Annotated in this window: 12 protein-coding genes; 7 read left to right on the forward strand and 5 right to left on the reverse strand. The window is 59.5% G+C overall.

Going from position 1 to position 14,361, the window contains the following annotated elements; genetic code table 11:
* Window positions 1-111 precede the first annotated feature (111 nt).
* Together ACR0K9_RS02750 and ACR0K9_RS02755 are read left to right on the forward strand one after the other, a co-directional pair.
* Entirely contained in the window at window positions 112-1,509 is a 1,398-nt protein-coding gene (locus tag ACR0K9_RS02750; RefSeq protein ID WP_480820629.1) for an amidase, read from the forward strand.
* 27 nt (window positions 1,510-1,536) lie between these two features.
* Complete coding sequence (locus tag ACR0K9_RS02755) at window positions 1,537-2,322, forward strand: DUF2189 domain-containing protein (protein ID WP_480820553.1); 786 nt, start codon at window positions 1,537-1,539, stop codon at window positions 2,320-2,322.
* Window positions 2,323-2,330: 8 nt separating this feature from the next.
* Here the strand turns inward: ACR0K9_RS02755 and ACR0K9_RS02760 are convergent, their stop codons facing one another.
* The 3 genes from ACR0K9_RS02760 to ACR0K9_RS02770 form a co-directional block, all read right to left on the reverse strand.
* Complete coding sequence (locus tag ACR0K9_RS02760; RefSeq protein ID WP_480820631.1) at window positions 2,331-3,017, reverse strand: helix-turn-helix domain-containing protein; 687 nt, start codon at window positions 3,015-3,017, stop codon at window positions 2,331-2,333.
* Between the two features lie 335 nt (window positions 3,018-3,352).
* Complete coding sequence (ilvN, locus tag ACR0K9_RS02765; protein ID WP_480531878.1) at window positions 3,353-3,913, reverse strand: acetolactate synthase small subunit; 561 nt, start codon at window positions 3,911-3,913, stop codon at window positions 3,353-3,355.
* Between the two features lie 67 nt (window positions 3,914-3,980).
* Window positions 3,981-5,732 (reverse strand): acetolactate synthase 3 large subunit, encoded by a 1,752-nt coding sequence (locus tag ACR0K9_RS02770; protein ID WP_480820555.1) that lies wholly within the window; start codon window positions 5,730-5,732, stop codon window positions 3,981-3,983.
* Window positions 5,733-6,157: 425 nt separating this feature from the next.
* Here ACR0K9_RS02770 and ACR0K9_RS02775 point away from each other — a divergent pair, with 425 nt between their 5' ends.
* A complete protein-coding gene (locus ACR0K9_RS02775) occupies window positions 6,158-7,003 on the forward strand; it encodes a HalD/BesD family halogenase (protein WP_480531882.1) in 846 nt (281 codons plus the stop codon).
* Window positions 7,004-7,045: 42 nt separating this feature from the next.
* On the forward strand, window positions 7,046-7,432 hold the full coding sequence (locus tag ACR0K9_RS02780) for a bleomycin resistance protein (RefSeq protein ID WP_480820557.1): 387 nt from the start codon (window positions 7,046-7,048) through the stop codon (window positions 7,430-7,432).
* A 74-nt stretch (window positions 7,433-7,506) separates the two neighbouring features.
* On the opposite strand, the gene ACR0K9_RS02785 is transcribed toward ACR0K9_RS02780, so the two are convergent.
* Complete coding sequence (locus tag ACR0K9_RS02785) at window positions 7,507-8,154, reverse strand: response regulator transcription factor (protein WP_480820559.1); 648 nt, start codon at window positions 8,152-8,154, stop codon at window positions 7,507-7,509.
* Window positions 8,154-9,587, reverse strand: a complete 1,434-nt coding sequence (locus tag ACR0K9_RS02790; protein ID WP_480820561.1) for a cache domain-containing protein — start codon at window positions 9,585-9,587, stop codon at window positions 8,154-8,156. The genes ACR0K9_RS02785 and ACR0K9_RS02790 overlap by 1 nt, the downstream gene beginning before the upstream one ends.
* 246 nt (window positions 9,588-9,833) lie before the next feature.
* Here ACR0K9_RS02790 and ACR0K9_RS02795 point away from each other — a divergent pair, with 246 nt between their 5' ends.
* The 3 genes from ACR0K9_RS02795 (at window position 9,834) to ACR0K9_RS02805 (ending at window position 14,330) form a co-directional block, all read left to right on the forward strand.
* On the forward strand, window positions 9,834-10,916 hold the full coding sequence (locus ACR0K9_RS02795; RefSeq protein WP_480531890.1) for a TRAP transporter substrate-binding protein: 1,083 nt from the start codon (window positions 9,834-9,836) through the stop codon (window positions 10,914-10,916).
* Between the two features lie 115 nt (window positions 10,917-11,031).
* Entirely contained in the window at window positions 11,032-11,958 is a 927-nt protein-coding gene (locus ACR0K9_RS02800; RefSeq protein ID WP_480820563.1) for a TRAP transporter small permease subunit, read from the forward strand.
* A 17-nt stretch (window positions 11,959-11,975) separates the two neighbouring features.
* Entirely contained in the window at window positions 11,976-14,330 is a 2,355-nt protein-coding gene (locus ACR0K9_RS02805; protein WP_480820565.1) for a TRAP transporter large permease, read from the forward strand.
* Window positions 14,331-14,361: the final 31 nt, after the last annotated feature.

Raw genomic sequence — 14,361 nt, forward strand, 5'->3', positions numbered from 1 at the left:
CGGGATCCCGTGCGCGCGTCTGGTCGGGAAAAGATACATTGAAACAGTGGGTTTAAATGGCGTGGCGGCTTGGCTAGGCTGAGCGGCGAAAGCCTGATGCGAGCCCCGCCGATGAACCTGAGCCAAACCTCTGCCACAGACCTTTTGGGTGCCCTTGCGCGGCGTTCGGTCTCTGCAAGTGAGGTCATGCAGGCGACGCTGGATCGGATCGGTGAGGTCAATGATCGCGTGAATGCGATCGTTGCGCTGCGGGATGGTGACGCGTTGATGGCAGAAGCGCAGGCGCTGGATGACGGCCCGATCCGGGGGCCGTTGCACGGTTTGCCGATTGCGGTGAAGGATCTGGTGAACGTGGCGGGGATGGCATCGACGCAGGGCTCGCCGCTGTTCAAGGACCATGTGCCATCTTCTGACGATCTGATAGCGGCCCGGATGCGGGCGGCGGGGGCGATTCTGATCGGCAAGACCAACTCGCCGGAATTCGGGTTGGGCTCACACACGTTCAACCCGGTCTATGGCGCGACGCGCAACCCTTATGATCCCGCACGGTCCTGCGGCGGATCGTCGGGCGGGGCAGCGGTGGCGTTGGCCACGGGCATGGTGGCGCTGGCCGACGGGTCGGACATGATGGGCAGCCTGCGCAACCCGGCTGCGTGGAACAACGTCTATGGGTTCAGGCCCAGTTGGGGGCGGGTGCCGTCGGAGCCGGTGGGCGACAGTTTTCTGCACCAGTTATCAACTCTTGGCCCCATGGCGCGCAGCCCGGAGGATATCGGGATATTGCTGGACGTGATCTCGGGCTCTGATCCGCGGATGCCGCTGAGCGTGGACAGCTCCGATGTTTCACCTGTTTCCGCGGCTGATCTGAAGGGTATGCGGATCGGATGGCTGGGCGATTGGGGCGGTGCGTTTCCTTATGAGGCCGGGATATCTGAGCTGTGTGAGGCGGCCCTGAACGTATTTACCGCGCTTGGGGCGCAGGTTGAGCCGGTGGCGCCTTCGTTCGAGGCCGAGAGGATTTGGGACAGTTGGATTACCTTGCGCTCCTGGAGTGTCGCCGCCGGGTTGGAGCCATTGTCGGACCGGAAAGGCGCGCTCAAGGTCAGTGCGCAATGGGAGTTGGAGCGGGGATTGGCGCTGAGTGCGATGGAGGTGCATCATGCCAGTCTCACACGGTCCGAGTGGTTTCGGCGTTCGGCGGCTCTGTTTGAAGACTACGATGCGCTGGTTCTGCCTTCGGCTCAGGTCTGGCCCTTTGATCTGAACCGGCACTATCCGACCGAGGTCGCAGGTCAGGAGATGGACACCTATCATCGCTGGATGCAGGTGGTCACGCCGGTCAGCCTGCTGGGCCTGCCTTGTCTGGCGCTGCCCGCCGGGTTCGGGGCGCAGGGATTGCCCATGGGCGTGCAGCTGTTCGGGCCGCGTGGCTCGGACGCCCGGATACTGGCAATCGGAGCATCGTATCACAGCGCCACGCAATGGCCGCAGAAAAGACCGGCCGCCTAAACCGGCCTTGGGGAGGAGAGACAAAGCATGGAAAAACCTTTTGGCGTTCCGACGATGAAACCGGTCGATACGGCCATGCTAAAAGAGGCGCTGCGCCGGGGCTGGCAGGATTTCCGCCGCGCGCCGGTCTTCGGCCTTTTGTTCGCCGGGTTTTATGTGCTGGCAGGATGGGGGATGGCCTGGGTCACGCTGCAGACCGGCACCTCGTTCTGGCTGGTGCTGGCGGCGATCGGATTTCCCCTGATTGGGCCTTTTGCCGCCGTTGGGCTTTATGAGGTTTCGCACCGGTTGGAGCAGGGCGAGCCACTGGATTTCGGCACCATCTTCGGGGTTGTCGTGCAGCAAAGTCGCAGGCAGTTGCCGTCGATCTGCGCCATCATCGTGGTGATGTTCCTGTTCTGGTTTTTCCTGGGTCACATGATCTTTGCCCTGTTCATGGGGCTGTCGACGATGACCAATATTTCTTCGTCATTCGAGGTGTTTCTGACGCCCAATGGCCTGTCCATGCTGACCATCGGAACAGTGGTTGGCGCGATTTTCGCAATCGTGCTGTTCATGATCACGGTGCTGTCGATCCCGATGCTGCTGGATCGGGAACTGGATTTCGTGACCGCCATGATTTCCAGCTTTGGCTATGTTTCTGCCAACAAAGGCGTGATGCTGGGCTGGGGTGCCTTTATCGCTATCGTCACGTTTCTGGCAATGATCCCGTGGTTTTTGGGCCTGTTGCTGGTTCTGCCTTTACTTGGGCATGCGAGCTGGCATCTGTACCGGCAGATTACCAAAAACACCGAGGCTGAAGCCAGCAGCTGACGGTGGTTTTACCGACTTGAGGGGGCTTGCGGAGCATTGCGTCCAAGCCGCAATGCAGCACCAAAATCGTATGCCAGATGATAAAGCTCCAGCCTTTTGAAATCAGGGCCCGGGCCCATCTGGTTCGGCAAGCGCAGCACATAACCCGTCCAGCGTGTTTCAGGCTCCGAGGGGATCTGTGACAGGATCATCATACGGCAATCTTCGCCCCCTTGACGGGACATGAGCGCATAAATCTGGGTGCCCGCATGGGAAACGATCCCCTGCAATTCACGCGCGGGGGCAGGATCATCGGACCTGACGGACCGGGGTTCATAGCCGCGCATCAGGACGCAATGACCGATGCGGCGCACATGCAGAAGCTGGTGGTGCGCATTGTCGTTGCCGTTGGGGTCGGTCTCGATCGCGTGATAAAAGCCCGGACCGAACCGCGTGCCGATCCCGGCGCCAAGGAAGCGGTCGATGGTCTCGGCAGCGGGATGTTCGATAGCGGGTTGGATCTCGTCCAGAGGTTCCAGCAGGATGCGCGCATCGACACAGAAGAACCGACAGATCCGATCCAGCACATCGGGGCGCGGAAAGCTCTCGCCGCCGAGGTACCGGTTGAATTGTGTGCGGTTGATGCCCAATTGCCGGCACAGTTCCGAGACCGACGGATAGCGGCGCGCAAGCAATCTGAGATTTTCGCCAAACATACTGCGCAATTCGGCCGGGCTGCGGATGGTGTCGGTCACGTTTGTCCCAGGATTCTGCTGGTATTTTCAGGAAAACATGATCGCATCGGCGCAAAAGCCGAACGATAGTCAGAAATCGTAAAGAAGACCCCAACGGAGGCCGTCTGGCACCCCGCTACCCGTTATACGCTAGCGGTGTATATGTCAAAATCAATAGTCTTTTGGCTAATTTGCATGATCTTTTTCGCGTTGTTACGCAATTAGACCAAGACAAAAAACCGCGCGCTGTGTTGCGCACGGTTCATTCATCTTATGGTGGCCCGGCAAGAATTCCGGGCGGGATTCTCGCCGTTGACTCAGTCGCCGCGCAGCAATGCGGCAACACCGGTACGGGCGATTTCGGCAAGGCCCAACGGACGCATCAGATCGGCGAAGGCGTCGATCTTATCCGGTGCGCCGGTGATTTCGAAAATGAACGAATTCAGCGTGCTGTCGACCACATTGGCGCGGAAGATATCGGCCAGGCGCAGCGCCTCGACCCGCTTGTCACCTGCGCCGACAACTTTGATGATCGCCAGTTCACGCTCGACCGACGCGCCCTCGACCGTCAGGTCATGCACGTCCCGGACCGAGACGATCCGGCCCAGCTGCGCCTTGATCTGTTCGATTACCTGCGGCGTGCCGGTGGTCACGATAGTGATGCGGCTGAGGTGCCCGGTGTGATCCACCTCGGCGACGGTGAGGCTTTCGATGTTGTAACCCCGGCCGGAAAACAGGCCAATCACACGGGCCAGAACGCCGGGTTCGTTCTCGACCAGAACGGCGATGGTGTGTTGTTCCTGCACGTCCGAGAAAGTCGGGCGTAGGTTGTAGGCGGAGTGGCGCGTCGCGCCTTTTTTGATTTGTAGGGCAGACATTTATGTCCCTTTCATCATCTTGCGATGGCCGGGCACTGGGGCGCCCGACAAAATCCGTCGAAATTGGTTAAACCAGAACCGAACCTTTGGAGTCGATCACACCCTGCGTCTCGGCTTCGCCCAGCAGCATCTCGTTATGCGCCTTGCCCGACGGGATCATCGGGAAGCAGTTTTCGTGCTTTTCAACCAGACAGTCGAAGATCACCGGGCCGTCATAGTTGATCATCTCCATGATCGCGTCGTCCAGATTGGCGGGATCAGAGCACAGGATACCCTTGGCACCAAACGCCTCGGCGAGTTTGACAAAATCGGGCAGCGCCTCGGACCAGGAGTGCGAGTAGCGCTCGCCATGCAGCAATTCCTGCCACTGGCGGACCATGCCGAGGCGTTCGTTGTTCAGGATAAACTGTTTCACCGGCAGGCGGTACTGCGCGGCGGTGCCCATTTCCTGCATGTTCATCAGCCAGGACGCCTCACCGGCGACATTGATCACCAGCGCCTCCGGGTGCGCCATCTGCACGCCGATCGAGGCGGGGAAGCCGTAGCCCATGGTACCCAGACCGCCCGAGGTCATCCAGCGGTTGGGGTCCTCAAAGCCAAGATACTGGGCCGCCCACATCTGGTGCTGTCCAACCTCGGTAGTGATATAGCGGTCGTGCTTTTTCGTCAGCTCTTCAAGACGTTGCAGCGCGTATTGCGGTTTGATCGACTTTTCGCCGTTAGTATAGGCCAGGCAATTGATCTTGCGCCAGTCGGCGATCTGCGCCTGCCATTGTTTGACATTGGCCGCATCGGTCTTGCGCCCGCGCGATTTCCACACTTTCAGGATGTCTTCCAGCACATGGGCCACATCACCCACAATCGGGATATCGACGCGGATCACCTTGTTGATCGAGGACGGATCGATATCGATATGTGCTTTCTTCGAGTTGGGCGAGAACGCGTCGATGCGCCCGGTGATCCGGTCGTCGAAACGCGCGCCGACATTGATCATCAGATCGCAGTCATGCATCGCCAGATTGGCCTCATAAAGACCGTGCATCCCCAGCATCCCCAGCCAGTTTTCACCCGAGGCCGGATAGGCGCCCAGTCCCATCAGGGTCGAGGTGATGGGAAAACCGGTGGCGTCCACCAGTTCGCGCAGCAATTGGCTGGCTGCGGGGCCAGAGTTGATGACGCCGCCACCGGTGTAGAAGACCGGCTTTTTGGCGGTTTCCATTGCGGCAACCAGTTCGGTGATCTCTTCCAGATCGCCCTTCAGCACCGGCTGGTAGTGCGAGGTCGACGGCTTTGGCGCATGGTATTTGCCTGTGGCGAACTGCACATCCTTGGGAATATCGATCAGCACCGGACCGGGGCGGCCCGAGGTGGCGACGTGAAACGCCTCGTGCAGGGTTCCGGCCAGTGAATCCGTGTCCTTAACCAGCCAGTTATGCTTGGTGCAGGGGCGGGTGATGCCAACGGTGTCGGCCTCTTGAAACGCGTCTGAGCCGATCATGAAGGTGGGCACCTGACCGGTCAGCACCACCAGCGGGATCGAGTCGAGCAACGCGTCTGTCAGGCCGGTCACTGCGTTGGTGGCACCGGGGCCCGAGGTCACCAGCGCAACGCCGGGTTTACCAGTTGAGCGCGCATAGCCTTCGGCCGCATGGATCGCGCCCTGTTCGTGGCGCACCAGGATGTGACGGACGTCGTTTTGCAGAAAGATCTCATCATAGATCGGCAGGACGGCGCCGCCGGGGTATCCGAATACCGTGTCCACGCCCTGATCCTTGAGGGCCTGAACCACCATTTTTGCGCCGGTCATCTCACGTGTCATCTGCTTTGCTCCGTTCGCGACATGTGTCTTGCATCTTGCATAAAAAAAGCCCCCGAGATTTTTCGGAGGCGCATGGGTTCGATTATGGTTTACCGTTACCGGCCCATGCGCGTGGTTCCTACGATTACGACTAGCGCTTTCATCGCCAGAGGCTCCTTCTTTGCGTGCAGGGACATTATGGGTGGGGGAAAGGGGCGTCAACAGGCAATTGCACCAATTTTCTATCTCAGCGGCGGTATTTTGCGACATATTGTTGCGCATTTTGCCGCATGTGGGGAATTTCCGCGAATATTCGGGGTTCTATGCCGGTTTGGTCGCAGATTCAAAGGTCTGAAAGCGGCAGCACAATGTCCGAAACGGGCATGATCGGTCGGCCTCTCTGCGCCACGCTTGTCTGTAACCGCACAATATGAAGGAGGTCAGCGATGCTGCAGGATCTGGTGGATCTCGGGCGATATCCGATCGACTGCCCAGGGTCGCGGGCGTATGATCGGATGATCGAGGATCTGAGGCGCGAGCTGGATCAGGACGGGTGCGCAGTGTTGCCCGGTTTTGTGCACGAGGCCGGTCTTAAGCATCTGGTGCGCGAAGCCGAGGCCACGGCCCCGCAGGCGCATCGGTCGTTCAACCGGACCAACGCCTATTTCACCCAGGACGATCCGCGTTTTGGCATCGGGCATCCGCTACGTCGTTTCTATGACCGGTCGAACGCCTTTGTACCGGCTGATAATTTCACCAAAGACGGCCCCTTGCGGCGGATTTACGAGTTTGAGGGGTTCATGCCCTTTATCCGCGATGCGTTGAACGAACCTGAGGATCGGTTTTTCCGATACGATGATCCGCTGGCCGATGTGATCGTGAACGTGGTCGAGGAAGGGCAGGGTTTTCCGTGGCATTTCGACACCAACAATTACACCGTCACGCTGGCGATACAGAACGGGGAAGAGGGCGGGGCGTTCCAGTATGCCCCCAACCTGCGCAGTTCGGAAGACGAGAATTTCTCGGGCGTTGCGGCGGTTTTGGACGGAAACATGGGGCGGGTGCGTAACTTGGAACTGCAGCCCGGAGACCTGCAGATCTTTCGCGGACGGTATTCCCTGCATCGGGTCGCACCGGTCAAGGGGCCGCGTCCGCGTTACGTCGGGATCTTTTCGTTTGTCGAAACCGAAGGCATGTGTGGCGGGGTTGAGCGCACGCGTCAGCTTTATGGCCGCGTACTGCCGCATCATCATGAGCGCGAAGGATTGCGCGGCGATCAACTGATCGACTGAAACATGTTAGTCTGTGGCCCAACGGAAAAAGAGGGCCAATGGATGCAGATATTACAGCTGACACCATTTGTTCTGTGTTCGTCATTGGATGCACAGATTGATTTCTATACGCGGCGACTTGGTTTCGCCTGTACGTTCCGGCAGGACAATTACGCCTTTCTGCGCCGTGATCCGGTGGCGATCCGCCTGCTGGAATGTCCGCCGCGTCCGGACGGGCGGGCCCTGGGCGATGATCAATCTTTTTACATCGATGTGAAGGGGATCGACGCATTGTTCGAAAGTCTGCGCCCCGGTCTTGAGGACCTGCCGGAAGGGCGCGTGCGCCCGCCCTTTGATCAGCCGTATCAGCAGCGCGAGTTTCATGTGCTCGACGAAGACGGGACGCTGGTATTCTTTGGCGAGGATATCAGTGTGCGCGGCAGCGGGTAGGTCTCCCGCCCGTCGTCAATGCGCCTTTGGCGCATCTTCTCCGGTTGGGCCGGGCAGCGCGTGCCGCGCTGCGGTCAGAACCCGGGGCTGGTGCCCTGCAGAACGCCGTGTTCCAGAGCGTAACGGGTCAGGCCGGCGGTCGAAGAGATGCCCAGCTTGCGTTTGATATTCTTGCGGTGGGTCTCGACCGTGCGCACCGAAATATCCAGTGCCAACGCCACCTCTTTGTTGGATTTGCCCTGTGCCAGTTCCAGCAGGATGGTCTGCTCGCGGCCGGTGAGCGCCTCGCGCGTATTGCCGTCTTTGGGTTCCAGCGATCCGCTGGCGCCGGTGCAGAGATAGCGCTCGCCGCGCATCACCGCATCGATGGCCTGTTTGATCTCTTCGGTGGGCACGTCTTTCAGAATATAGCCTTTGGCCCCGTGGCTGAGCGCGGTCGAGATGTATTCAGGACTGTCATGCATCGACAGGATCAGGATGCGGGTGTCCGGCAGGCGTTCCAGAATGATCTCGGTAGCGCTCAGCCCGCTGAGGCCGGGCATGTTGAGGTCCATCAGGATCACGTCCGGTTGCAGCTTTGTTGCCTGTTCGACGGCCTCTTGCCCGTTTGAAAGCGTGCCGACCACATCGATTTCGTCAAAGCTTTCCAGCAGCGACTGAATGCCTTCGGCAACCATGGGATGGTCGTCGACAATGAGAACCCGGATGATTGCGTCGGACATCAGAAACCGGCCTTTCGTTTTGGCGTAGCGTCTTCCTGCGGCGGCAACATATGGCTGAGCGGCAGGCTGACTTCAATTACTGTGCCGCTGCGTCCGCTGCGCGAAGAGAGGATGCGCAGAGAGCCGTCAAGCTGTTCGATCCGCTCTTGCATGTTGCGCAACCCGATCCCGGCGCTGATCTGGCCCGGCTCGTTGCGCAACCCGTGGCCGTTGTCGGTGATCCGCATCGTGGCCCCCTTCTTGTGGCCCCGCAGATCAATCGTAACACAGGACGCGCCCGCGTGGCGTTCGATATTCGTCAAAGCCTCTTGCGCGATCCGGTAGAGGGCAATCTTGCTGTCCTGATCCAGCCGGTTGCGGAACACTACGGTCGAGAATTCCGTGTCGATCCCGGTACGCTCGCGGAAATCGTCGGTCAGCGCCTTCAGGGCAGGCCCGAGACCCAGATCGTCCAGCACGCCGGGGCGCAGGTCGCGGCTGATGCGGCGGACTTCGGTGATGGCGGTAGCCAGATTGTCGATCCCTTTTTGCAGCGGTTCCTGTGCCGCCGCATCATCCCCACGGCTTAGCCGTCGGCGGGCATTGTCCAGCGCATAGCGGACGCCGACCAGAATTTGGCTGATGCCATCATGCAACTCGCGGGCAACGCGTCCGCGCTCTTCTTCCTGAGTGTCCAGAACCCGTTGCGTCAGTTCCTTGAGTTTGGCGTCCGCCAGACGACGTTCACGGAAATTCAGCAACATACCGGATGCGAACACGATCAGCACGGCGGCCAGAACGATGGCACCGATATAGAGGAAGGTACGCTGCACGCGCGCCTCAACCTCGGCGCGCGCATTGGCGACCGTGGCGACGATGTCGTCGATAAACACACCGGTGCCCACCACCCAGCGCCAGTCCTGCAGGCCGACGACATAGGCGATCATCTGCGCTTCTTCCCCGGTCGAGGGCTTTTGCCACATGAAGCTGTGCCAACCTGCGCCCTGGCGGGCGAGGCTGATGAACTCATTCACAATCGGAGTACCGTCGCTGTCGGTCAGATCGGCCCAGTTGCGGTTGATGAACTGAGTTTGGCGCGGGCTGACCAGATTGTTGCCGTCATAGTCGTAGACGAAAAAGAACCCGTCCTTGCCGTAAATCATGGCTGAAAGGATTTGTGTGACCAGATTCTTGGCCACCTCATCATCAGGCGCGGCGCGGCCGTAGATATAGGCAAACCCGTTGCGCGCCTGCGTAACGTAATTGCGCAGCTCGTCTTTCTTGGCTTCGATCAGACGGCGCTCGAGGGCCTGAATCTCACGCTCGGCGGTTGCGCGGGATTCGTAGGCGACCACCAGAGCAATCGCGGCCACCGCCGCAAGCAGCGGAATCGCGGCGACCAGCGACAGTTTCTGCCCATAGGTCAGCGAGATCAGATTTCGGAATCCCCTCATGCTCGAATCGATACGCAAGCTGCCGCGAAATTGCAAAAAGATTGGGCGATCTGCGGTCGCGGCCAAGGTAATTTGAGGCCGAGCAGGGGGAATCAGCCTGAAATCTGTGTCAGGGCGCGGAAAAACCGGCGCGGCTACGTAGTAGTAGGTATTCACATTCATGTGGGTGGAATTAGGCTGGCGCACATTGGAAACGATCAACCCGGGATCACCCGGGGAATGAATATGTAGGGGAGGATCACTCATATGGATCGTCGTAAGTTTCTGAAAACATCGGCACTGGGCGGCTCGGCCGCGGCAGCCACCACGCTGGCCGCGCCCGCCTATGCGCAGGGCAAGCGCACGCTGACCATGGTGACTTCGTGGGGCCGTGGCCTTGCGGGCGTTTTCGACAGTGCGCAGCGTTGCGCCGACAGCATCACCACCATGTCGGACGGCAACCTGAACGTCGAAATCAAAGCCGCCGGTGAACTGGTTGGCGCGTTCGAAGTGTTTGACGCGGTGTCGTCCGGTCAGGCTGATATGTACCACGCAGCAGACTACTACTTTGTGGGCCAGCATCCGGGCTATGCCTTCTTCACAGCTGTTCCGTTCGGCATGACCGCGCAGGAACTGGTGAACTGGTACTACCATGCCGGCGGCATGGAGCTGCATGATGAACTGGGCGAAATCTTCGGCCTGAAATCCTTCCTGGCGGGCAACACCGGCGCGCAGGCGGGTGGCTGGTACTCGAAAGAGATCAACAGCCCCGAAGACTTTAACGGCCTGAAATTCCGTATGCCGGGTCTGGGCGGTAAAGCGCTGGGCAAACTGGGCGCGTCGGTTCAGAACATTCCGGGTTCGGAAGTGTATCAGGCGCTGTCGTCCGGCGCGATTGACGGAACCGAGTGGATCGGCCCCTGGGCTGACGAAAAGGCTGGCTTCCAGGAAATCACCAAGACCTACTATACCGCAGGCTTCCACGAGCCGGGTGCGGGTCTGTCGCTGGCAACCAACCGCGAGGTTTATGACAGCCTGTCCGCCGCGCAGCAGAAGATCATCGAGATCGCAGCCGCCGAATGCCACCAGTGGAACCTGGCGCAATTCCTGGCCAACAACGGTGCCGCTCTGGCCCGCCTGCAGGCCGGTGGCGTCAAGGTCATGGAATTCCCGGACAGCGTTTGGGACGCGTTTGGTGCAGCCAGCCAGGAAGTTCTGGACGAGAACATGGGCGACGAGCTGTTCAAGCGCATTCATGACAGCGCAATGGCGTCGATGGCCGAATCTTCGGCTTGGAACAACCTGTCGTCGGGCGTCTACACCTCGCAGCGCGACCGCGTGCGCGGCTAAAAGCTGGCTCAATGCAATCGGTTCCCCCGCCTGCCGGGGGAGCCTTTCCCGTTGCACATAAGCGGTTCGGACACACCGCAAACAAAACGTGCAACCGATGCGACCTGGGGACAACATGCAGGACGAAAACGGTATCTCGTTCTTCGGCGCCCTGTGGAATGGACTGATCTGGTTCATTCAGAACATTGCCGAAGCCTTCTATAATTTCGGATACGCCATCACGCATCCGCAGCTCTGGCTGAACTGGTCGGACAAAGAGGCGATCATGCGCTTTGTCTATTACGGCGGTTCGGTCGAGTTCTTCTTCGTGATCTTCGCGATGTTTTTGGTGCTGACCGCGATAGGGGTTTATTACCGGAACTTCATGTGGGGAATGGTGCGCGTGTTGGAAGGTTTCGCCAACACAACGGGCCGTTTCTTTGCTTGGGCGGGTCTGCTGATGGTGATCCAGCAGATCGTTATCGTATTTATGCAACGGGTGTTTACCCGCCCTGATATGTCCTTTGGTCTGGGTATCCCTTTTCAGATGGATATCAGCTGGTTCGCCGAAGAACTTAAACTCTATAACGCCATGGTTGTCTGCCTTTGCTGCACCTACACATTCGTGCAGGGCGGTCACGTGCGGGTCGACCTGATCTATGCAGGCATCAGCCATCGCGCCAAGCGGGTCGTTGATATGTGCGGCGCGGTTTTGTTTATGATGCCGATGGCGGTGCTGACTTGGATGTATGGCTGGTATTTCATGTGGCGGCACCTGATCGTGCCGAAACCGTCAGCCAGTGATACGTTGGACAGATTGCTGGCCAAGTCCCGCGCGCTGCGCTGGAATGTAGAGACCATCGGGTTCAGCCCCAACGGCTTCAACGCCTACTTCCTGTTCAAGATTTTGCTGGTGGCCTTTGCGGCCATGGTGTTCCTGCATGCGATCGCGTTCCTGTATCGCTCGTATCTGGAATATGTGGAAGGGCCGGAAAGCACTGGAAAATACCTCGACAAGGACAGTCTTGGCGAGGGTGAAGAAGCCTACGAAGGCGCGCATTAGGGACGGAGAACCAGACAATGCTATTCGGACTTGATGGCGTCGAGATAGGCCTCATTATTGTATTCTGCTGCCTTTTCGGAGGCATTCTTTCGGGCTTCCCGGTGGCCTTTGCCATCGGTGGGGCCGGGGTGATTTCCTTCGGGATCATCGCGGCGCTGGACAGCGCCGGGCTGTTGATTCATCAGGCAATCGATACCGGGTCGACTGCGTATCGGGATCTGGTGAATTCCGGGGTGAAACCGGATGTCATATCCGTGTTCCGATACCCGGATTTGCCAAGGATCGCCGAGCCGGTCTTTGTGCAGGGCTGGGAAACCGCGCTGGACCGGAACGTTTCGTTCATCGTGAACCGCATGAACGAACGCGTTCTGGCGGGGCAATCCATCGAGACCCTGCTGGCGGTGTTGATGTTTGTCCTGATGGGCATCACGCTGGAGCGCTCGAAAATCGCAAACGACCTGCTGACCACGATGGCGCGCGTCTTTGGCCCGCTACCCGGTGGTCTGGCCGTGTCGATTGTGGTTGTGGGGGCATTCCTGGCCGCGTCGACCGGCATCGTAGGCGCGACCGTGGTGACCATGGGCCTGCTGGCCCTGCCGACCATGTTGCGCAATAACTATTCGCCGGAACTGGCGACCGGTGTGATCGCGGCGTCCGGGACGCTGGGGCAGATCATTCCGCCATCCATCGTGATCGTTCTGCTGGGCACACTGGCGGGTGATCTCTATTCCACCGCGCAGGAAACCCGCGCGGTCGAGGCGGGATGTACCGATGCGCTAACCTATCTGGGTGAGCCTGCGGTGGTGTCCGTGGGGACGCTGTTTCAGGCGGCATTGTTGCCCGGCATCATGCTGGCGCTGCTTTACGCACTTTATGCCTTTGGCTATGCGCTGCTGAACCCGCACAAGGCTCCTGCGGTTGAAATGTCGGGGGGGTCGGGTGAGACCATCACACGTTCTGAAGGTCTGACCTGGTTGCTGGGCGCCCCGGTCGCTTTGATCGTCGGGGCAATTCTGCTGGGCAGCGCGGGTGTGATCGGCAGCCAGAACGTCTCGGTCTCGGCCTTCTCGGATATCGGGCAGGGCGCATCGCTGCGGACCAACGTGTCGGCGGAATGTCAGGCCTCGATGATCGAGCTGCATGGCCAATCCGCCTGGGATCAGGCCGTGGCCGAACAGGAGGCGATTGACGCCGCCGGTGGCGCGTCTGAGGCACAGCGCCTGAGCGAAGAGGAACTGGCCGCAGCGCAACAGGCCAAGATTGCCGCCGCTGCGCCGATTGGAAACGGTGTGGCCGTAATGGTGGTGCTGTTGGGCCTGACGCTGGTGATGGGGCGCGGGATTGCGCCGTCGCGGTCGCCGCAGCCTTTGATCGTTGGTGCTATCGGTCTGTTGCTGATGCTGCTGGTCGATGTGCTGCTGATTGCGCCCACGACCTCGTCCGGGGCGACGTTCCTGTTGTTGGCGATACCCTTTGCAATTGCCATGTATGGCTGCAAAGAGGCTGCTGCGCGCTGTGCTACCAATGATCTGATCCGCGTGGTTTTCCCGCCGCTGGTTCTGATCATCGCGGTTCTGGGGTCGATCCTTGGTGGTGTCACCAACCCGACGCCCGCAGCGGCGCTGGGTGCAGGCGGGGCCATCATGCTGGCGGCCTATCGCAAGCTGCAGGATCAGGGCCGGTCGGGCAAGGTGATCATCTGGTCGACCTTCGCGGTGATCATCGCGCTGCTGATGGGCGTGAATTTCGATCTGCGCATCAATCAGGGCAATGTCTCGGTCGAAAGCTGGATCGCCTTTATCATCGCGTATTCAGCCTACCTGTACGCCTTATTCGGTTTGTTGTTCGGCTGCTGGGTGCTGTTTGCAAGCGGTGTGTTGACGCCGGTGGTGCGCGAGACGGCCAAGGTGACCTCGATGGTCTTCACCATCCTGATCGGCTCGCAATTGCTGAACCTGGTGGTGATTTCGTTTGGCGGTGAGCACTATATTCAGCAGTTCCTGAAGAGCTTCGACAACGAGTTCACCGTCTTCCTGATCGTGATGCTGGTGCTGTTCATTCTGGGCTTTGTGCTGGATTTCCTCGAGATCATCTACATCGTGATCCCCATCGTCGGGCCGGTCATTTATGGCGGCTCGTTCGATCCGAAATGGGTGACGATCATGGTGGCGGTGAACCTGCAGACTTCGTTCCTGACGCCGCCCTTCGGGTTTGCGCTGTTCTATCTGCGGGGCGTTGCGCCGAAAGAAGTGACGACGGGCCACATCTATCGCGGTATCGTCCCGTTTGTGATCATTCAGGTGGTGGGGATCGGTATCCTGTGGTTCTTCCCTGCGATCGTGACGATCGTACCTGATCTGATCCCGAACTGATCCGGGTTGTAACGAAATGGAAAAGGGGGCC

The sequence above is a fragment of the Ruegeria sp. L12 genome (genome assembly GCF_056531745.1).

What these genes read in the sequence shown, in the direction of transcription:
- ACR0K9_RS02780 (WP_480820557.1), top strand. Translation starts at nt 7,046, where the DNA reads ATGCAGATATTACAGCTGACACCATTTGTTCTGTGTTCGTCATTGGAT.
- ACR0K9_RS02785 (WP_480820559.1), bottom strand. Translation starts at nt 8,154, where the DNA reads ATGTCCGACGCAATCATCCGGGTTCTCATTGTCGACGACCATCCCATG.
- ACR0K9_RS02750 (WP_480820629.1), top strand. Translation starts at nt 112, where the DNA reads ATGAACCTGAGCCAAACCTCTGCCACAGACCTTTTGGGTGCCCTTGCG.
- ACR0K9_RS02795 (WP_480531890.1), top strand. Translation starts at nt 9,834, where the DNA reads ATGGATCGTCGTAAGTTTCTGAAAACATCGGCACTGGGCGGCTCGGCC.
- ACR0K9_RS02790 (WP_480820561.1), bottom strand. Translation starts at nt 9,587, where the DNA reads ATGAGGGGATTCCGAAATCTGATCTCGCTGACCTATGGGCAGAAACTG.
- ACR0K9_RS02775 (WP_480531882.1), top strand. Translation starts at nt 6,158, where the DNA reads ATGCTGCAGGATCTGGTGGATCTCGGGCGATATCCGATCGACTGCCCA.
- ACR0K9_RS02770 (WP_480820555.1), bottom strand. Translation starts at nt 5,732, where the DNA reads ATGACACGTGAGATGACCGGCGCAAAAATGGTGGTTCAGGCCCTCAAG.
- ACR0K9_RS02800 (WP_480820563.1), top strand. Translation starts at nt 11,032, where the DNA reads ATGCAGGACGAAAACGGTATCTCGTTCTTCGGCGCCCTGTGGAATGGA.
- ACR0K9_RS02755 (WP_480820553.1), top strand. Translation starts at nt 1,537, where the DNA reads ATGGAAAAACCTTTTGGCGTTCCGACGATGAAACCGGTCGATACGGCC.
- ACR0K9_RS02805 (WP_480820565.1), top strand. Translation starts at nt 11,976, where the DNA reads ATGCTATTCGGACTTGATGGCGTCGAGATAGGCCTCATTATTGTATTC.
- ACR0K9_RS02760 (WP_480820631.1), bottom strand. Translation starts at nt 3,017, where the DNA reads ATGTTTGGCGAAAATCTCAGATTGCTTGCGCGCCGCTATCCGTCGGTC.
- ilvN (WP_480531878.1), bottom strand. Translation starts at nt 3,913, where the DNA reads ATGTCTGCCCTACAAATCAAAAAAGGCGCGACGCGCCACTCCGCCTAC.